Here is a 17221-nt window from a genome sequence, read left to right as displayed (position 1 = left end):
CGGGCCTGTCGCATGAACTGCCGAGCATAGGCGCCGCGTTCGCCGGAGCGCCCGGTTCGCGGGGGAGTGTGCTCAGCCGGTGTGCGCGGGGTGCGAGTCGGGCCGGCTGCCGGCCGGCCAGAGGCTGTCGGGGAAGGCGGGGGCGTCGGAGTCGGTGTCGGGCATAAGGGTGGCGAGCATCCGCTGGCCGGTCTTCGCGTGGTCGGTGGCGCGGGGGCGCATGACGCTCTCGTAGGCGTCGATGGCCTCGTCGAGGGTGGAGTGGCCGATGACGGCCTGGGCGAGCTCTGCGCCGTCGAGCAGGGCGAGGTTGGCGCCGACGCCGATCGGCGGCATCAGGTGGGCGGCGTCGCCGAGCAGGGTGATGCCGGGCGTGCGCTGCCACGTGTGGGGAACGGGAAGGACGAACATCGGACGGTTGACGAAGCCGCCCTCGTTCTCGCGCAGGATGGCGAGCAGACTCTCGTGCCAGCCCTGGTAGTGGGCGAGGAGGTGGGCGCGCACGGCTTCGGTGTCGGCGAGGTCGAGGCCGGTGTGCCAGTCCTGGGGGCCGCGGAAGGTGATGTAGGCGCGGACGTGTCCGTTGCTGTTGCGCTGCAGCACCAGGCTTCGGCCGCCCGCCTTGGCCGACATGCTGCCGCGGCCGACCAGGCGGGCGATGCCTGGATGACGGCGGTCGACGTCGTCGAAGCGGGCTTCCACCATCGTGACACCGGCGTAGAGGGGCTGGGCGTCGGAGAGCGCGGGGCGTACCCGGGACCAGGCGCCGTCGGCGCCGATGACCAGGTCGAAGTCCTCGACGGTGCGGTCGTGGTGGTGCAGGCGGGCGGTGCCGTGGGGGAGCGGGGTGACGGCCCTGACGGAGTGGCCCCAGCGGACCGTGCCGGGGGCGAGGGAGTCCAGCAGCAGGGTCCGCAGCTGGCCCCGGTCGATCTCTGGCCTGCTCAGGTCGCCCTCACCGGCCTGGTCGTGCCGTATCAGGGTCGCCTGACGGTCGTACAGGCGCCACTCCTGCCCTTCGGGCCGGGACAGGTCGAGGAACCGGTCGAACACTCCGGCCGCGCGCAGGGCTGCCTGGCCGGTGTCCTCGTCGATGTCGAGAGTGCCGCCCTGGAGGCGGGAGTGGGGGTCGGTCTCCCGCTCGAAGACCGTGACCGGCACGCCGTGCCGGTGCAGGACGCGGGCGCAGACGAGGCCGCCGAGGCCCGCGCCGACGATGGCGATGCGAGGGGTGGTGGACATGAGGGTCACGCTCCGTTCGACGGTGGAGGCACGTGCTGGTTGCTGTGCTGACGCCCTTTCACAAAACCACAGCAGCTCCAAAAGTACAACCGCTCCGACTTTGTATCCGATCGCCTTTGCGATCGAGTCGTCTCCAGCGGTAGGGTGGCGGGTATGGCCGAGACGACGACCGGGCGCCGCGAGCGCAAGAAGGCGCAGACCAGGCAGGCCCTGGCGGATGCCGCGGTGCGGCTGTTCACCGAGCGCGGCTTCGACAACGTCGGCGTACGCGAAGTGGCGGAGGCGGCCGACGTCTCACTGAGTACGCTCTTCAAGCACTTCCCCGGCAAGGAGGCGCTCGTCTTCGACCTGGACGCCGACATCGAGAGCGCTCTGATCGCCGCCGTTCGCGACCGGGCCCCCGGCCAGTCCGTGCTGCACGCCCTGCGCGACCACATGGTGCGCACCCGTACCGCCGTGCGGACCGACGACCCCATGTTCGTCCTCGTCGAATCCACCCCAGCGCTGCGGGACTACGCCCGGCGCATGTGGTCGCGTCACGAGAAGGCGCTGGCCGCCGCCCTGGCCGAAGCCACCGGCCTCGCCCCCGAAGACCCCGCCGTCACCGGCCTGGCGCGCTTCGCCCTGGAGGCCCCCGGCATCGCCCGGGCGAGCGAAGACCCGGCCCGAACCATGTGCGACCTGTTCGCCCTGCTGGAACACGGCTGGGCCGCCACCCCCCTGGCGCGACAGCAGGACCGCCCCGGTCGGGACGGGTGACCGCGACCGGACGCCGCGGCGGCCCGCAAGCGCACACGTGGCCGGATGGGCTGATCGGGTGAACTATGGCCGCCGCCCCCGCGGCAGCCGCCCGGTCGCGTTTCCCTTGCCGCGATCGGTGCTACCCGCACGAGGTGGCAGCAGCCCCTTTGGCCCGACGGGCTCGATCCGGGCGCTGGGGAACTTCCGGCCCGGTGTGACGAAGCGCCGGGGAGGAGTGAGGGATCGATCATGCGACAGGATGTCGAATTCGCCGGAGCACACGGCACCCGGCTGCGCGGATGGCTGTACCAGCCCGCGGACCGGCACTCCCCGAATCCCGGGGTCGTGATGACCCACGGCTTCTCCTGCACGCGCCGCATGGGCCTGCAAGGCTTCGCCGAGAGACTCAGCGCCGCCGGATTCGCCGTACTGCTGTACGACCACCGCGGCTTCGGCGACAGCGAGGGCGAACCCCGGCAGCGGATCAACCCGTTCGCGCAGGCCCGTGACTACCAGTACGCGCTCGACTGGCTCGCCGGCCGGCCCGGGATCGACGGCGACCGGCTGGCCGTCTGGGGCAGCAGCCTGAGCGCCGGAGTGGCGTTGCTGGTCGCGGCGGTCGACGAACGGGTGCGGGCGGTGGTGGCCAATGTGCCCTTCGCCGCGCGCAAGGACGTGGACTACAGCGACGAGACGCTGGTCACCACGCGCTTCACGGGCATGCGGGACTCCCTCGCCCCCGAACGCCACGGGCGCCCGGAGGCGCGGAGCCCCGCCGACGCCGACGGCCCGGTCGCCGGACCCGCCAAGGTGGTGGCCCTCGCCGACGGCGACGAGCCCTTCCTCCCCACGCCGGAGGCCACCGCGTGGTACCGGGCATACGCGGACCGGCCGGAGATCGGCTGGCTCAACGAGTACACCCTGTGCCCCGTCGGCGTGGAGCCGGTGTTCGACCCGGGCGTCTACGTGGAACAACTCGGCGAAACGCCGCTGCTGATGGTCGTCGCGGGCGATGACCGGGCCATGGCGACCCAGGCCACCCTGGCGGCGTACGACCGGGTGAGGGGCCCCAAGCATCTGGAACGGCTCCCCGGCCACCATTTCGCCACCTACGAAGGCGGACCGGCCTTCGAGCCGGCCGCCGCGGTGATGCGCGACTTCCTGACGCAATGGCTCTGACCGGGCCGGCCCTCGGCGCGCCCCCGGCGTGGCAGTGAGTCAGGCGAACGCGCCGGATCCCTCAAGGCGGACACGGCGGACCGCTCACCGGCCGGCGGGGGCGGGCCGGCCTCGCGCCAAGCGGGCGCACCGGCGGCAGGCCCGGGCCGAGGACGCCACCACGGCGTGCGACGCCGCCGCGAGCGAGCCCGCGAACGCGGCCAACGGCCAGTCACCGGCCGGCGGACCGGCGAGGGCCGGCAGGAGCGTGGCGAGGGCCATGGCCGCGCTCGCGGTGGTACCGGCCCAGGCGACCGCCAGGGGCAAGCGGTGCGGCATGGGCAGCCGGCGGGCCAGCCTGCCCGTGGCGGCCAGCACCGCCACCGCGAGCAGCGCCGCCGTGCCCACCACCGCGCCCACCGGTATCGCCAGCACCTGCGCCGCCCCCGACGCCAACCGGCCCTGGCCGGAGCCGGCGCCCCGGACGGCGTACCAGCAGACGGCGAGGGCGGGCGCGGTCAGGGTGAGGGTCCGCGCGGTGTGCCGGGCCTGGGCGATCGTCAGCTCCCGCTGGCAGCCGGGCGCGAGCTCATCAGGGGAGCCGAACTCGCTCACCGCTTGCCGGACGGCGCGCTCGCAGGGCATCCCCGCGTCGAGATAGGCCGCCACCGTGTCGGCGAGGCCGTCGCGGATCTCCTCCACCATCCGGGCCTTGGCCCGCGCCGGGCCGTGCAGGGCCGCCGTCAAGGCCGCGGCATGGTCCCGCACGCAGCCCGCGACATACTCCTCGGCACCCACATCGGCGTGGCTCCCGGGGCGGCTCTCGACGGGACTGCCGGTGGGGCTGTCGGCGGGGCCGGGGTGCCGGCTGTCGGCGCTCACGTGGCGGGCCGGGGCGGTGCGGCCGGGTTCAGCACGGAGCCGATCGCCGTGGTGAACTCCTGCCACGCGGTGCGCTCGTCGGCCAGGCTGCTCCGTCCGGCGTCGGTGAGCCGGTAGCAACGGCGCCGCCGCTCACCGACCGATTCCCAGGTGCTGGACAGCAGCCCGATCCGCTCCAGCCGGTTCAGCGCCGGGTAGATGGTGCCCGTCCGCAGGTCCAGCACGCCGCCGCTGCGCCGCTGGACGGCGGCGATGATCGCGTAGCCGTGCAGCGGCCCCGGTTCGAGCACGGCCAGCAGCAGCCCGTCCAGGTGTCCTCTTACCGCGTCTGCCCTCATAGGTAGGCAGCCTACTCACGAAGACCGTAGACGTGCTATCTATTGGCAGCCAACCTATAGAGCTATCTGCCCGGAGGCCCCGCAGTGACCAAGCTGCTGCTGTCGATACATGTCCTCGCGGCGATCGTGGTGGTCGGGCCGATCACCGTGGCCGCGTCCCTCTTCCCCCGCTATGCGCGGCAATCGGCGGCCGGCCCGGAGTCCGGCGAGCGAACCACCGGCACCGCCGCGCTGCTGCACCGGCTCTGCCGCGGCTACGCCGTCGCCGGTGTCGCCGTCCCGGTCTTCGGCCTCGCCACCGGCGCCGGCCTCGGCGTCCTCACCGACGCCTGGCTGCTGGCGTCCATCGCCCTCACCGTGATCGCCGCGGCCGTCCTGGCAATGGCCATCCTGCCGCGGCAGCAGCGTCTGCTGACGGCGCCCCAGGACGCGGCCGGCCCCGACGGGCGGCACCCGGCGGCGGCGCGGCTGGCCATGCTCACCGGCGTCTTCAACCTCCTCTGGGCGGCCGTCGTCGTCCTCATGATCATCCGCCCCGGCTCCACCACCGGAGCGTGACCGGCATGCGCACCCTGCGGATCGCCGCCGGCGTCGAAGCCGGCTCCCTCGCCGTCCTGCTGGCCAACCTGCTGACCACCCACACGTCCGCGGTCGCCACGCTGGTCGGCCCGCTGCACGGCACCGCCTACCTCGTCGTCCTGGCGACCGCATGGCCCGCCCAGGCCGCCGCGGCCCGCGGCGTGCGATGGCGCGCCGCGGTGCCGGGAGTCGGCGGCCTGCTGGCCGTGCGACGGATCCGCTCGGCGGATCAGAGGTCCGCGGCGTAGAGGAAGATGGCGTCCTCGTTGGCGAAGAGCCAGCCGAATCCGGCGTTCGCGGACGGGGCGTGCAGGTCCACCGGGTTGACGGCCAGTGAGCCGGTCGCGGTGAGGCCGGACCGGGTGCCGCGCAGCGACCAGAGGGCTCCGGTGCGGTTCTCCTTCGGGGCGGAGGCGGCCAGCTCGGCCTTGCCGTCCTTGGTCACGTCGAGCAGGCGTACCGCGCCGCCGAAGCGGTCACCGGCCTCCGCGACGCCCGGCACCCCCGCGGTGTCCTGGCTGAACGCCTGCGCGCCGGTCCCGGTGAGACCGCGGGCGCCGCCCTTGAGCAGTACCACCGAGCCGGCCGCCGCCTTGTTCCCGATGCCCTCGAAGGGCAGGCCCGCGGCGAGATCCGCGTAGCCGTCGCCGTTGACGTCACCGGCGTCGAGCCGGGCACCGAACTGGTCGCCCTGCTCACCGACGCCCGGGACACCCGCGGTGTCCTGAGTGATCGTCGTGGTCCGGGTCCTGCTCGGCCCGTCCGACGTGCCGTAGTAGATCTTGATGGTGCCGGCGTCGTAGGGGAGGTTCTCCACGATGGCGTTGGGGACCGCCCGGGTGGCCAGGTCGCCCTTGCCGTCGTGGTCGAAGTCGCCGACCGTGGCGGTGGCCGCGGAGTTCAGCGGGGTGGACGTCGTCGACAGACCCGACGCCGTGCCGCGCCAGAACTTCCCGCCCTCGGAGTGCTCCTCGTACGAGTAGAAGGTGGCGAGGTCGTCGATGCCGTCACCGGTCATGTCGCCCGCCGTGACCGACCAGAGGCCGTTGTCGGTGGAGAAGACGCTGAGCCGCTGCTCACCGGCCGGCACACCGGCACGGGTGAAGGGACCGGCCAGCACCGAGCGGAGCTCGCCGTCGTCACCGTGCCGCATGAACAGGTCGGTGTGGCCGTCGCCGTTGAAGTCGCCGGCGGTGAGGTTGTCCCCGACCCGCCACCCGCTGGAGCCGGCCGGCGCCTCGACGGACACCGCGCCCTCGCCGCTCAGCCTGCCCGGGCGGCCCCAGAGCACGGTCACCGTGCCATAGCTGTTGCTGGGACCGACGTGTTCGCCGGAAGCGTCCACCGCGAGGTCGGTGAAACCGTCCCCGTCCAGATCCCGGGCGACCAGCGCGTCCCCGAAGCGGTCCTCGCTCTCGGCGGTGCCGGGCACGCCCGCGGTGTTCTGGCTGATGACGGTGGCGGAGGCGGTGTCGAGCCCGGTCGCCGAACCGTAGGTGACGACGACGTAGCCGGCCTTGTCCTGACCGGCGACCGGGCTCTGAGGAGCGGCGGTGACCAGGTCCTGGTAGCCGTCGCCGTTGAAGTCCTCACGCACGGAGGCGGCCCCCGCCGCGGAGGGCCGTGCCCCGCCGGACGCCGTCGGGGCGCCGTCGGACGCGCACGCGACACCGCCGGTGAAGGCCGTGGTGAGGCTGACGGCGGCTATGCAGAGCGCACGGATGCGCATGTTTCCTCCAGAACGCGCGGAGCGGGTGTCACGGACTGGAAGAGGAGACTCATGGAACGCGCGGGCGGTTGTGCGGTGGGACGCGCGGGCATGCGTGCGGTGGGCCGGGCGGCTTGGGCGTTCTCAAGCGGCGGGGGACGGTTGCTGATCGGTGATCAGGACGGGGAGCTCACGCATGTCGTGGAAGACGGTGGTGCCGGGGCCTTCGAGCCGCTCGGCCGGGGTCAGACCGCCGGCGTAGCCGAAGGCACGCATGCCGGCCGCACGGGCGGCGCGGACGCCGGGCCCGCTGTCCTCGACCACGACGCAGGCGGCCGGATCGACCCCCATCTGCCGGGCGGCGTGCAGGAACAGATCCGGGGCGGGCTTGCCGCGGGCGACCTCGGTGGCGCTGTAGATGCGGCCCGCGAAGCGGTCGTAGAGGCCGGTTCGGCCCAGGGTGTGGCGCATCTTCTCGTGGGAGCCGCTGGAGGCCACGCACGTCGGCAGAGCGATCGCGTCGAGTGCCTCCGGCAGCCCCTCGACGGGAGCCAGACCCGTGTCCACGGCCTCGCGGTGAAGCTGCTCGAACCGCTCCGACCAGATCGCGGCGGTTTTCTCGCCGAGCCGGGCGGCAACCTGCTCGCGGATGGCGCCGTGCGAGCGGCCGATGAACCGGTCGACGACCTCGTCTTCGGTGAGTGGCCAGCCCAACTCCGCGCCGAGGGCGACCTGGACTCGGGCGGCGATGCGCTCGCTGTCGACCAGTACGCCATCGCAGTCGAATATGACGAGTTCAATCGGCTTGATCATCCCGGCAGCATAGGGGCTTGCACCTGCAGGGGTACCGATCCCCGGATACCCGGTACGTGGCCGACCTGATCGCCGGAGGCGCGATCGGCCGGTTCGAATCGGCCGTGCTCGTCGCCGCGGGCGACCCGTTGGGCGGCGCCCGCATCGCGCCGGAGCCGGCCTGGTCCACCGAGGGAACTTTGACAGTGACTCCCACCCGGCCAGGGCTGTACATGCACTGGACCGACTGGGACATCCGGGTCAACGGCGAGCAGGTGGAGGTGCCCGACCACTACCGGACCGTTCCCTTTCGACCCTGCCGCCGGAGCGGTCGCCGACGTCGCGGCCGTCTACCAGGAGATCGCCCGGTCGATCGCCGAAGGACGCCGGCCCCACCCCGACTTCCTCACCGCCGCGGCCCACCACCGGGTGCTCGCAGCCATCGAACGCGCCGCGCAGACCGGCGCCGCGGAGAAGGTCTGATGATGACTCTGACCGTCGGCGCTGCCGGTCGCGTCCGCGGTCGGCGGGGAAGCCGATAGCCGCACTGACTTGAGGTCGTGATCCGGTCAGGGCTGGTCGTACCAGGAGAATGCCGCGATCCGCCAGCCTTCCGGGGTCCGGACGAACTGGAACGTCTTGGTCCCGCCGCCCTCGAACGGCTCACCGTCCAGGATCCCGGACTTGCGGTACTCGCCGAACCGCGACGCGATATCGCCCGCGATCTCGGTGCGCTCGGAGGTCTCCCACTCGGAGAACTCGACCAGCCGGCCCTCGGACAGCAGCCGCTGACGGGGCTCGATGAACTCCTCCACGGTGTAGGCCGCGAACTTCGGGCCGGTCACGACGATCACGCCTCCGGGGAGAACCAGCCTGCGGATCCGTGCCACATCGGCGGCCTTGCCGCCCCGGTTGTCGAAGGCGCCGAAGAACTCGGCGGTCAGCGCGTCTAGTTCAATCTTGGACATGGCGCGACAGTAGCCCCGAGCCTCCGTGCGCCGCCAGGCGCGCCGGCGGAGGAAGGCGGCGTAGCGATCCGATCAGAAAGCCAGCAGGATCCGCCCGTCGCGGTAGCGCTCGGCCTGCCGAGCCTTGAAGGTGAACCGCGACAGGCGTTCCGGCTCAGTGGCGCGAGGCGATCAGCAGACGGTTGCGGAGGGTGTGCGCGATGCCGTCGATCAGCTGGCCGGGGGAGGGCCGGACCTGCCAGAGCACTCCGCGGTGTGTCAGCGCCGCACCCTGGCGTTCGGCGCCGCTCAAGGTCACCTGGCAGCCCATCAGCCACATCCAGTAGAGCACCTGGGTGGCGGCGTCGGCCCCCGGCAGGGCGTCCAGGGCTCTGTGCGCGGCGGCGCGCGCCTTGCCGCAGGCGTGGGCGAGGAGGGCGCGCACCGCGGGCAGGTCGCGGCCCTGCTCCAGGTCGGTCCGGGTGACGCCGAACCGGAGCAGGTCCGTCTCCGGGATGGTCAGGATGCCGCGGCGCAGGTCGGCGGCGAGGTCGGCGAGGTCGTCCACACGCTGCACCGCGTCGGTCACCGGCCGCACCACGGACGCGGGCATGGGATCGGCCTCGGCGTGGGTGAGAGCATGCGCGATGCGGGCGAAGGGCATCAGGACACGGTCGATGTGGTCCTCGTGGTCCTGCTCGGTGGCGTAGCCGGTGATCGACTGCCGCTCGGCCTGCCCGGCCAGGTAGGCGAACACATCGCGGTGCCGGACGTGGCGGCTCTGGACGGTGTGCAGGAAGGCGCGGAGGAAGGCCTGCTCCGCCTGCCCGGTGGTCAGTGCGCCGCGCACCTGGCCCGCCCAGGCGTGTATCCGTCCCCGGTCGCGGTGGCCCAACGGCAGGTCGACCAGGCAGTCGGCGTGGACGGCGAAGGCGGCCGCCGCGAAGTAGTACGGCTGCCAGGCGGGTGGGATCACCAGGCGGGTGAGCGGATACAGGCCCGGGTATCTGCGGGCCACGCGCCGCGCCGCGGCGGTGTAGTCGCCGCGCAGCCGGTCATCGGTGACGCCGGCGGCGCTGAGCGCCCGCGGCCAGGGCGTGGGCAGTATCTCCAGCGCCGCGCCCAGGGGCGCGGCGCACCACGCGAGGCCACCGGCGCCCGGCGTCGCCGCGCCCGGGCGCGGCGCGCTCATGACCAGCGCCCGGCCCGGCCGGAACCGGCCGCCGCGCCGATGACCTGCCCCTGGGCGAAGCGGACGGTGTCCCGCACCCCCTCCAGCAGTCTGGAGCCCAGATGGGCGGCGAGCGAGCCGGGCAGGCCGAGCAGCGCCGCCGGGCCGGGCAGTCCGGGCAGCCCGGGCAGGCCGAGCGGTCCGAAGGGGGAGGACGCGGGGGCGGTGGCGCGCGGGTCGGTATGCGCTGCCGCCGGATCCGACGCCCCGTCGGGCGCGGTATCCCCGGTCAGGCCGCCGAAGCGGCGCTGCCGCAGCCCGTACAGCTCCAGGGCCTGCCGCAGGTGACCGGCGGAGAAATCCGGCCACAGCACGTCCAGGAAGACCAGCTCGGCGTAACTGCAGTGCCACAGCAGAAAGTTCGACAGCCGCTGCTCTCCTCCGGTGCGGATGAGGACGTCGACGTCGGGCAGCTGCGGCTGCGGCATGTGCCGGGCGAGCGTCTCCTCGGTGACCTCGTCGGCCGGTACGGCGCAGGTGATCAGGGAGCGGGCGGCGTCGACGAGGGCCTGCCGGCCGCCGTAGTCGAAGGCCACCGTCAGCTGGAGGGTGGTGTTCTCGCGGGTGAGGTCCTCGGCGTCGCGCAGCGCGGCCATGACGTCCTGCGGCACCTGCGAGGTGCCGCAGGAGAGGATGTGCAGCCGCACTCCACGGTCGTGCAGGTACTCCACGGCGCTGTCGATGACGTGCCGGGTGAAGAAGTGCACCAGGAAGTGCACTTCCTCCTTCGGACGTGACCAGTTCTCGGTCGAGAAGGCGAAGAGGGTCAGCCACTCGACACCTTCGTCGATGGCGGTGTCCACGATCGATTCCACGGCGGTTCGGGCGGCCAGATGGCCGTGCACGCGGTCCAGACCGCGATGCGTGGCCCAGCGGCCGTTGCCGTCCATGATGCAGGCGACGTGCCGGGCAGGGGCTGCTGATGCCATCCACACTCCAGAACGCGAACAGTGACCGGTCGGCTACGAAGAGAGCATCCCCGGCTGGTCGCCGCCGCATTCACCTGATCGTGTCCCGGGCGTGTCGGTGCTTGCATCGGCGCCCGTGAACCATCAGGCGGACCGTCAGGCGTCCTGCGGGTACCAGCGCAGCTCGACCGTGTTGCCGTCCGGGTCCTCGACGTAGAGCGAGATGGCGGAGCCCCGGGCGCCGAACCGCTGGCCGGGACCATCCAGCACCGTGAAGACGCCGGAGTCGATGACCTCCTGCCAGTCGAGCGGCTCGACCACCAGGCAGATGTGGTCGACGTTGGCCCCCTTCGGCTGCCCGTCGGCCGGCCGCACCAGGTCGATGATGGTGGTGGGGCTCACCCGCACGGACGGGAAGGAGACCTTGCCGGCCCGCCACTCCTCCACACGCACCGGCTCCAGGCCCAGCGGGCCGGTGTAGAAGGCGAGCGAGCGCTCGACGTCGGCGACGTTCAGGACGAGGTGGTCGAAAGCGATCACGCGCATGGATATCTCCGCAGGTTCGGGGCGCTTCAGGCGCCGTTCCGCCGTTGATCTCAGCATCGCCGAGCGGGCATCGATCGGTCCAACGCATGTTTGTCATCCCATCCATCGTGTTTCACGATGGCCGAATGGACCTTCAGCAGATGCGCTACGTCCTCGCGGTGGCGGAGACCGCGAGCTTCACCCGCGCCGCCGAGCGATGCCACGTCGTCCAGTCCGCGCTCAGCCACCAGGTGGCCCGGCTGGAAAAGGAGCTGGGCGCCCGCCTGTTCGAGCGCACCAGCCGCCGGGTGCGGCTGACCACCGCGGGGGAGGCGTTCCTGCCCGCCGCCCGCCAGGCCCTGGAGGCGGCCGAGCGCGCCCGCGCCGAAGTTGCCGCCGCCACCGGCGAGATACGCGGCCGCCTGGCCGTCGGGGCGATCCCCACCCTCGCGGCAGTCGACCTCCCGGCGCTGCTGCGGGAGTACCGCCTGCGCTACCCCCAGGTGCGCATCAGCCTGCGCGCCGGCGCCAGTGAGCGCATGGTGGAGTACGTGCGCGAGGGCAGGCTGGACGCGGCGTTCCTCGGCGTACCGTCCGGATTCCGGCCGCAGGGGGTGTGCGACCGGGAGCTCGCCCACGGGCGGCACGTGGCGGTGGTCGCCCCGGACCACCCGCTGGCGGACGAGCGGGAGGTGGACCTCCGGCGCCTGGCGGAAGAGGTGTTCGTGGACTTCGCCGACGGCAGCGCCGCCCGTGCCCAGTCGGATGAGGCGTTCACGGCCGCCGGACTGCGGCGCGAGGTCGCGTTCGAGGTGTCCGGCGTCGAGCTCATGGCCCGGATGGTCCGTCACGGGCTGGGTATCGCCCTGCTCCCCGCGCCGTTCGCCGCCGAACTGCCCGGCCTGCGCTGTGTGCCGGTCAAGGACGGGCCGGTACGGGCGGAGCGCCTGGTCTGGACCCGGTTCAGCCCGTCACCCGCCGCCTCCGCCTTCCTCGCCCTGCTGGGCGTCGGCACCTCGCCGGCGGCCGCGACCACCGACCTCACCCCGCCCGACCTCACCCCGCCCGACCCCACCCCGCCCGGGACCGCCCTCCCGTGACCGGCCGGCGGTTCGGCCGCGGTCAGGCGACCCAGTGCGGTCGCCGGGCGGCGGACGGGAGCGGCAGGCCGCCCGCGAGAGCGGAGGCCATGCGCTGCACGGCCTCGCGCAGGGTGTCGGCGGGGGCGGTGAAGGGGATGCGCAGGCGCTGTTCGAAGACGCCCGGGTGGGCGGCGAAGTAGCCGCCGCCCTCGATCCGCACCCCGCACTCCAACGCCTGCTCGGCCAGCGCCGAGGCCAGCGGATCGCCCAGGTCGACCCAGAGCGACAGACCGCCGGGCGGCAGCCGCCAGGTCCACCGCGGCATGTGCTCGGTGAGGGCCTCGCTCAACGCGGCGCGTTGCGTCCGCAGTTGTTCCAGACGCGGTGGCAGCAGCTCCTCGGCACGGCCCAGCAGATCGAGTGCCAGCAGCTGGTCCACCACCGAGCCGCCCATGTCGTTGGCCAGCCGCTGCCCGGCGAGTTCGGTGACCAGCGGCGAAGGGGCGCGCAGCCAGCCGATGCGCAGGCCGCCCCAGTGGGTCTTGCTCATCGAACCGATGGTGAGCACCTGGCCGGCGCCGCCGGGCCGGGCGTGGCAGGCGAAAGGTGGCGGGGCGGGCACGTCGAGGGCGAGGTCGGTCAGCGTCTCGTCGACGACCAGCCAGGTGCCCGAGCGCTCGGCGGCACGCAGCACCCGGGCGCGTAGCCGGTCCGGCATCAGGCAACCGGTCGGGTTGTGGAAGTCGGGGATCAGGTAGGCCAGTCGCGGCACCACCTGCCGCAGCGTCGACTCGATGATCTCGACGTCCCAGCCGGTGTCCGTCACCGGGACCGGCACGGTGCGCAACCGGGCGCGGCGCAGGGCTTCCAGGGCGTTGGGGTAGGAGGGGTTCTCGACCATGACCCGGTCGCCGGGGCCGCACAGCAGACCCACGATCAGCGTGAGCGCGTGCTGGGCACCGGAGGTCACCAGGATCTGTTCGGGCACGGTGGCCAGGCCCCGCCGGGTGAACCGCTCGGCGACGGCGGCGCGCAGCTCCGGGAGGCCGTAGGGGTGGTAGCCGGGGGTGTCCGCGTGCTCGGCCAGCTGAGGGGCGACACGGACCAGCGCGTCGACGAGCACCTGCCGCGGCAGCCCGGGGGAGGCCCTGGCCAGGTCGATGGCGGCCTCCGGAGCTTCGAGGGCCCGTGTGACGCCCCGCGGCGCGCGGCCTTCCGGCAGGGCCGTCCAGGTACCGGAGCCCTGGCGGCTGTGCGCGTAGCCACTCTCGCGCAGCAGGTCGTACACGGCGGTGATGGTGGCCCTGCTGGTGCCCAGCGCGGTGGCCAGCTCCCGCTCGGCCGGCAGCCGGGTGTGCAGCGCGATCCGTCCGTCGAGGATCAGTCCGCTGATCCCCTGGGCCAGGTGGCGGAAGGCGGGCCTCGCCTCCGTCAGGCCGGGGAGCATGGCGGCCAGCTGACGGCTCCCCAGCCTCCCGCCGGATCGGACTGCTTGTCCCCCGCCGTCGCCGCGATGCGGCGGATTGGGCGCATCCATTCCAACCACTCTCCCCGGATTGGTCGTGTTACGCAGGCCAATCAATGTACAGACTCGCCGCCGTGACCCACTCGAAACCGCTTCCGCTCAGCTACCTCCCCCTCTCCGAGCGGCCACTGCGCCGCCTTCCCCAACTCCTCATCGGCCTCGCGCTCTACGGATTCAGCCTCTCGGCGATGGTCCGGGGCGCACTGGGCGTCAGCCCCTGGAGCGTCCTGGCCGAAGGGGTGGAAGGGCGCACCGCCCTGAGCTTCGGCATGGTCAACGCCGTCGTCGGCGCCCTGGTGCTCCTGCTCTGGATACCGCTCAGGCAGACGCCGCGATTGGGCACCGTCGCCAACATCGTCGTCCTGGCCTGCTCATCCGACCTCGGCCTGCGGATCATCCCGGCCGGTGCGGACCTGCCGGCCCGGATGGGCCTGCTGGCCGGCGGTGTCCTTCTCAACGGGCTGTCCATCGCCATTTACGTCGGCGCGCGCTTCGGCCCCGGCCCCCGGGACGGGTTGATGACCGGGGCCGCAGCCGCGACCGGCCGCTCCATCCGGCTCATCCGCACACTGATCGAGGTCACCGTGCTCGCGGCCGGCTGGCTGCTCGGCGGGACCGCGGGCCTCGGCACGGTGCTGTACGCGGTCTCGATCGGCCCGATCACCCAGTTCTTCCTGCCCCGGTTCGCCCATCGCGCCGCCGCCGAACGTGCCGACCCGGCGGGACAGCCGTCCGGTCTGGTCCGTCACTGAGGCGGGATCCGGCGCGACGCGGGGCGGGCCGGGGCGCGCGGGTCAGACCTCGTCCAGCACCGCCCGGAGCACATGCCGGGCGTTGTGCGCCATCGCCGGGTTGGTCCCGCGGTAGTACGGCAGCGCGATCAGCGCCTGGGAGAGCGTCCGGGCCCGGCCGCGCCGCCAGGTCGCGTCGTCCACGCCGAGCGTCTTGCGGAAGACCTCCCTGGCATCGGCCGGCAGCAGATTCCACGCCGGGAACAGATCGCAGGCCGGATCGCCCACCCCCATGCACCCGAAGTCGATGACCGAGGCGAGCCTGGAGCCGTCCACCAGCAGGTTGCCCGGCATCAGATCCGCGTGCAGCCACACCGGCGGCCCGTCCCACCCTGGGGCCCGCAGCGCGTCCTCCCACACCGCGGTGACCGCGTCGCAGTCGACGCCCTCCTCCGGGATCCCGCGCAACCGCTCGATCGACGCCCGGGTCTCCGCGTCCAGCGAGGTGAGGGGCCCGCCGCGGTGCGCACCCGGCGCCCCCGGCAGGGTGACGCTCCACATCGCCGCCACGAACCCGGCCAGATCCCCGGCCAGCAGCACGGGCTCGCTCAGCGCCCCCGCCTCCGGGTTCCGCCCCGCCCGCCACCGGTACACCGACCACGGCCACGGATACCCCTCGGCGGGCTCACCGGCCCCGAGCACCTCGGGGATGGCCGTGGGCAGTCGGGGCGCGAGGCGGGGCAGCCACTCCCGCTCCAGCGACACGTCGCCCGCCCCGCCCTTGACCAGCGGCAGCCGTACCACCATGTCGTCGCCCAGCCGGTACATGGCGTTCACCGTGCCGCCGGACGGAAACCGCTCCACCGTCAACCCCGCCCACTGCGGGAACTGCCCGGCGATCAGCCGTCGTACGAGATCCTCGCCGACGGGAAACTGGCCGGCGTGCATCTGCCCCGTATCGCTCATGGGGCGTCATCTGATCGCCGCACCCCGGCGGCCGTCAAACACTTTTCCTGCCGGCTGCCCTCGACCCGCCTGCCTCGACGGGGCTCAGGCCGTCCGCCGGCGCGCCGTGGTGATGAGGGTGTGCAGCACCGCCTGGGCGGTGGGCAACCGGTTCGCGGCCTGGCGCCAGGCGAGCGAGCGGGGACCGTCGAGCACCTCCGAGGTGATCTCGCGGCCGCGCATGGCGGGCAGGCAGTGCAGGGCGACCACGTCCTCGGCGGCGTGCGCGAGGAGGGCGTCGTCCACCCGATACCGGGCGAGGCGAGCGACCCGGTCATCGTGTTCCTCGGGCTTGTCCATGGGCACCCACACCTCGGCGTAGACGGCCTGCGCCGCCCGGACGGCCTCGACCGGCTCCCTGGTGAGCGACACCGAGCCCCCCGTCTGCGTCATCAGCTCGCGGGCCTCGCCGAGGATGTCCTCGTCGGTCTCGTAGCCCAGCGGGCTGGCGATGGTCAGATGCATGCCGGAGGCCGCGCACGCCGCCAGGAAGGAGTTGCAGGTGTTGCTCCTGCCGTCTCCGACGAACGCCGCCGTCAGCCCCGCCAGGCCGCCGAAGTGCTCGCGCAGCGCCAGCAGGTCGGCGACGGACTGACAGGGGTGGTGAGTGTTGGTGAGGGCGTTGACGACCGGCACGGTCGCCGCGTCGGCCATCTGCTCCACGATGGCGTGCTCGAAGGTGCGCACCGTGATGGCGTCCAGGTAGGAGGAGAGCACGCGGGCGGTGTCGGCGACGGTCTCCCCGTGCCCCAGCTGCAACTCGCCCCGGTTCAGCACGATGGCGGTCATGCCCAGCCGGTGCGCGGCCGTGGCCAGCGAGACGCGGGTCCGGGTGGACGGTTTCTCGAAGACGCAGCCGATGGCGGCACCGCGCAGATCGCGCTCCCACCCCAGCGGCTCCTGCTTCATCGCTCCCGCCAGATCCAGCAGATCGGCCAGGGTGCCCGGGTCCAGGTCACTGACCCGGAGCAGATCGTCGGGGACCTTGCCGTCCACGGCCGGGCGGCGGGCGTCAGACGCTGATCTCGGCTGGGTCATCACGTCTCTCCGGCTCATGCGTGCTCGCGGGGCCTCCTCCCTACCAGCGTGATAGGCGGCGGGCAAGCGGGCATGGCCGGCGACTCCGCGCGGGTGAACCGCCGCGGAGCCGCCCCCAAGCCGTCCGCGAGCCGCCTACCGCTCCAGCGCGGCGACGCCGGCCCGGGCGAACTTCTCGTCCAGGTCGCCGGTGGGCGCGCCGGCCACGCCGATGCCCGCGATCGGGGCGCCCTTCGACTGGACCGGGACACCGCCCGGCAGGAAGAGCGTGCCGGGGATGTCCTTCAGGTTCGGGGCCTGGGAGAGGCGTCCGACCAGCACGGAGGTCGGTGCGTTCCAGGAGACGGCGGTGAAGGCCTTCCGCTCGGCGGACGTGGGGGACTGCGGGCCCGCGCCGTCCCCGCGGAGGGTGACGAGGGTGTTGCCGTTGCGGTCGACGACGGCGACGGAGACCTTCTGGCCCTCCTCGGCGGCGGCGTCGAGGCTGGCCTGCGCGGCCTCGGTGGCGGCGGCGATCGTCAGATGCGTGGACCGGGTCAGGTTCCGCTCGGCGGCGTCGGTCCCGGCCTTGGAGGGGGTCCCCGCCGCGGACGCGGTCTCGCCCGAGGACGCGGTCCCGGCCGCCGGGGAGGCGGCCTGCGCGGAGATGGCGCCGACGGTTCCGGCGGCGAGGACGGCGGCGACCGCGGTGGCGGTCAGGAGCTTCTTGGTGTGGGTCATGGTGCGATCCTCCGGCCGGAACACGGCCCCGGGCCTCGCCCCACCGGTTGCTCTTCGCCTCCCATGACG

At 73.2% G+C, this 17221-nt stretch carries 19 protein-coding genes; 6 read left to right on the top strand and 13 right to left on the bottom strand.

The features are described 5' to 3' along the window. Positions 1-72: 72 nt before the first annotated feature. Positions 73-1242 carry an FAD-dependent oxidoreductase gene (locus AC4BDD_RS01685; protein ID WP_490689154.1) on the bottom strand — a complete coding sequence of 390 codons (1170 nt, stop codon included), beginning with the start codon at positions 1240-1242 and terminating at the stop codon, positions 73-75. Positions 1243-1395: 153 nt separating this feature from the next. Here AC4BDD_RS01685 and AC4BDD_RS01680 point away from each other — a divergent pair, with 153 nt between their 5' ends. After that, positions 1396-2001 carry a TetR/AcrR family transcriptional regulator gene (locus AC4BDD_RS01680; protein ID WP_490689153.1) on the top strand — a complete coding sequence of 202 codons (606 nt, stop codon included), beginning with the start codon at positions 1396-1398 and terminating at the stop codon, positions 1999-2001. A 231-nt stretch (positions 2002-2232) separates the two neighbouring features. Then, positions 2233-3162, top strand: coding sequence for an alpha/beta hydrolase (locus AC4BDD_RS01675; protein WP_490689152.1), 930 nt, complete (start codon positions 2233-2235; stop codon positions 3160-3162). Between the two features lie 84 nt (positions 3163-3246). Here AC4BDD_RS01675 and AC4BDD_RS01670 read toward each other — a convergent pair whose 3' ends face one another. Together AC4BDD_RS01670 and AC4BDD_RS01665 are read right to left on the bottom strand one after the other, a co-directional pair. Continuing rightward, on the bottom strand, positions 3247-4023 hold the full coding sequence (locus tag AC4BDD_RS01670; RefSeq protein WP_490689151.1) for a permease prefix domain 1-containing protein: 777 nt from the start codon (positions 4021-4023) through the stop codon (positions 3247-3249). Continuing rightward, positions 4020-4361 carry a PadR family transcriptional regulator gene (locus tag AC4BDD_RS01665; protein WP_490689150.1) on the bottom strand — a complete coding sequence of 114 codons (342 nt, stop codon included), beginning with the start codon at positions 4359-4361 and terminating at the stop codon, positions 4020-4022. Before AC4BDD_RS01665 ends, AC4BDD_RS01670 begins: the two co-directional genes overlap by 4 nt. Before the next feature lie 84 nt (positions 4362-4445). Between AC4BDD_RS01665 and AC4BDD_RS01660 the strand changes: the two genes are divergently transcribed. Both AC4BDD_RS01660 and AC4BDD_RS01655 read left to right on the top strand, forming a co-directional pair. Beyond that, a complete protein-coding gene (locus AC4BDD_RS01660; protein WP_490689149.1) occupies positions 4446-4919 on the top strand; it encodes a DUF2269 family protein in 474 nt (157 codons plus the stop codon). A 5-nt stretch (positions 4920-4924) separates the two neighbouring features. Next, a complete protein-coding gene (locus tag AC4BDD_RS01655; RefSeq protein ID WP_490689148.1) occupies positions 4925-5188 on the top strand; it encodes a hypothetical protein in 264 nt (87 codons plus the stop codon). Here the strand turns inward: AC4BDD_RS01655 and AC4BDD_RS01650 are convergent. The 6 genes from AC4BDD_RS01650 to AC4BDD_RS01625 form a co-directional block, all read right to left on the bottom strand. Further along, positions 5170-6669 carry an FG-GAP and VCBS repeat-containing protein gene (locus tag AC4BDD_RS01650; protein ID WP_490689147.1) on the bottom strand — a complete coding sequence of 500 codons (1500 nt, stop codon included), beginning with the start codon at positions 6667-6669 and terminating at the stop codon, positions 5170-5172. The two genes, AC4BDD_RS01655 and AC4BDD_RS01650, sit on opposite strands and share 19 nt — an antisense overlap. A 123-nt stretch (positions 6670-6792) precedes the next feature. Further along, a complete protein-coding gene (locus AC4BDD_RS01645) occupies positions 6793-7461 on the bottom strand; it encodes an HAD family hydrolase (protein WP_490689146.1) in 669 nt (222 codons plus the stop codon). A 548-nt stretch (positions 7462-8009) separates the two neighbouring features. Further along, a complete protein-coding gene (locus AC4BDD_RS01640; protein ID WP_490689145.1) occupies positions 8010-8408 on the bottom strand; it encodes a nuclear transport factor 2 family protein in 399 nt (132 codons plus the stop codon). A 154-nt stretch (positions 8409-8562) separates the two neighbouring features. Beyond that, on the bottom strand, positions 8563-9579 hold the full coding sequence (locus AC4BDD_RS01635; protein ID WP_490689144.1) for a squalene/phytoene synthase family protein: 1017 nt from the start codon (positions 9577-9579) through the stop codon (positions 8563-8565). Next, positions 9576-10547: a polyprenyl diphosphate synthase gene (gene uppS / locus AC4BDD_RS01630; RefSeq protein ID WP_490689143.1), complete on the bottom strand. Its 972-nt coding sequence runs from the start codon at positions 10545-10547 to the stop codon at positions 9576-9578. The genes AC4BDD_RS01635 and uppS overlap by 4 nt, the downstream gene beginning before the upstream one ends. Positions 10548-10682: 135 nt before the next feature. Continuing rightward, positions 10683-11072 (bottom strand): VOC family protein, encoded by a 390-nt coding sequence (locus tag AC4BDD_RS01625; RefSeq protein WP_490689142.1) that lies wholly within the window; start codon positions 11070-11072, stop codon positions 10683-10685. 125 nt (positions 11073-11197) lie between these two features. On the opposite strand from AC4BDD_RS01625, the gene AC4BDD_RS01620 reads away from it, so the two are divergent. Further along, a complete protein-coding gene (locus tag AC4BDD_RS01620; RefSeq protein WP_490689141.1) occupies positions 11198-12151 on the top strand; it encodes a LysR family transcriptional regulator in 954 nt (317 codons plus the stop codon). A gap of 22 nt (positions 12152-12173) precedes the next feature. Here AC4BDD_RS01620 and yczR read toward each other — a convergent pair whose 3' ends face one another. Next, positions 12174-13580: a MocR-like transcription factor YczR gene (yczR, locus tag AC4BDD_RS01615; RefSeq protein WP_490689140.1), complete on the bottom strand. Its 1407-nt coding sequence runs from the start codon at positions 13578-13580 to the stop codon at positions 12174-12176. Positions 13581-13732: 152 nt separating this feature from the next. On the opposite strand from yczR, the gene yczE reads away from it, so the two are divergent. Beyond that, positions 13733-14410, top strand: a complete 678-nt coding sequence (gene yczE, locus AC4BDD_RS01610; RefSeq protein WP_490689139.1) for a membrane protein YczE — start codon at positions 13733-13735, stop codon at positions 14408-14410. A gap of 42 nt (positions 14411-14452) precedes the next feature. On the opposite strand, the gene AC4BDD_RS01605 is transcribed toward yczE, so the two are convergent. The 3 genes from AC4BDD_RS01605 to AC4BDD_RS01595 all read right to left on the bottom strand — a co-directional run bounded on the left by AC4BDD_RS01605 (position 14453) and on the right by AC4BDD_RS01595 (position 17152). Then, complete coding sequence (locus tag AC4BDD_RS01605; protein ID WP_490692002.1) at positions 14453-15337, bottom strand: aminoglycoside phosphotransferase family protein; 885 nt, start codon at positions 15335-15337, stop codon at positions 14453-14455. Between the two features lie 102 nt (positions 15338-15439). Beyond that, positions 15440-16432 carry an ornithine carbamoyltransferase gene (gene argF / locus AC4BDD_RS01600; protein WP_490689138.1) on the bottom strand — a complete coding sequence of 331 codons (993 nt, stop codon included), beginning with the start codon at positions 16430-16432 and terminating at the stop codon, positions 15440-15442. Between the two features lie 135 nt (positions 16433-16567). Next, positions 16568-17152, bottom strand: coding sequence for a GlcG/HbpS family heme-binding protein (locus tag AC4BDD_RS01595; RefSeq protein WP_490689137.1), 585 nt, complete (start codon positions 17150-17152; stop codon positions 16568-16570). Positions 17153-17221 lie beyond the last annotated feature (69 nt).

Source organism: Streptomyces sp. JLBT605, from assembly GCF_058215555.1.
This window is presented reverse-complemented; position numbering and strand designations above follow the sequence as displayed.

What these genes read in the sequence shown, in the direction of transcription:
- AC4BDD_RS01640 (WP_490689145.1), bottom strand. Translation starts at nt 8,408, where the DNA reads ATGTCCAAGATTGAACTAGACGCGCTGACCGCCGAGTTCTTCGGCGCC.
- AC4BDD_RS01635 (WP_490689144.1), bottom strand. Translation starts at nt 9,579, where the DNA reads ATGAGCGCGCCGCGCCCGGGCGCGGCGACGCCGGGCGCCGGTGGCCTC.
- uppS (WP_490689143.1), bottom strand. Translation starts at nt 10,547, where the DNA reads ATGGCATCAGCAGCCCCTGCCCGGCACGTCGCCTGCATCATGGACGGC.
- AC4BDD_RS01680 (WP_490689153.1), top strand. Translation starts at nt 1,396, where the DNA reads ATGGCCGAGACGACGACCGGGCGCCGCGAGCGCAAGAAGGCGCAGACC.
- AC4BDD_RS01595 (WP_490689137.1), bottom strand. Translation starts at nt 17,152, where the DNA reads ATGACCCACACCAAGAAGCTCCTGACCGCCACCGCGGTCGCCGCCGTC.
- AC4BDD_RS01645 (WP_490689146.1), bottom strand. Translation starts at nt 7,461, where the DNA reads ATGATCAAGCCGATTGAACTCGTCATATTCGACTGCGATGGCGTACTG.
- AC4BDD_RS01625 (WP_490689142.1), bottom strand. Translation starts at nt 11,072, where the DNA reads ATGCGCGTGATCGCTTTCGACCACCTCGTCCTGAACGTCGCCGACGTC.
- AC4BDD_RS01675 (WP_490689152.1), top strand. Translation starts at nt 2,233, where the DNA reads ATGCGACAGGATGTCGAATTCGCCGGAGCACACGGCACCCGGCTGCGC.
- yczR (WP_490689140.1), bottom strand. Translation starts at nt 13,580, where the DNA reads ATGCTCCCCGGCCTGACGGAGGCGAGGCCCGCCTTCCGCCACCTGGCC.
- AC4BDD_RS01655 (WP_490689148.1), top strand. Translation starts at nt 4,925, where the DNA reads ATGCGCACCCTGCGGATCGCCGCCGGCGTCGAAGCCGGCTCCCTCGCC.
- argF (WP_490689138.1), bottom strand. Translation starts at nt 16,432, where the DNA reads ATGACCCAGCCGAGATCAGCGTCTGACGCCCGCCGCCCGGCCGTGGAC.
- AC4BDD_RS01685 (WP_490689154.1), bottom strand. Translation starts at nt 1,242, where the DNA reads ATGTCCACCACCCCTCGCATCGCCATCGTCGGCGCGGGCCTCGGCGGC.
- AC4BDD_RS01605 (WP_490692002.1), bottom strand. Translation starts at nt 15,337, where the DNA reads ATGCACGCCGGCCAGTTTCCCGTCGGCGAGGATCTCGTACGACGGCTG.
- AC4BDD_RS01650 (WP_490689147.1), bottom strand. Translation starts at nt 6,669, where the DNA reads ATGCGCATCCGTGCGCTCTGCATAGCCGCCGTCAGCCTCACCACGGCC.
- AC4BDD_RS01665 (WP_490689150.1), bottom strand. Translation starts at nt 4,361, where the DNA reads ATGAGGGCAGACGCGGTAAGAGGACACCTGGACGGGCTGCTGCTGGCC.
- AC4BDD_RS01620 (WP_490689141.1), top strand. Translation starts at nt 11,198, where the DNA reads ATGGACCTTCAGCAGATGCGCTACGTCCTCGCGGTGGCGGAGACCGCG.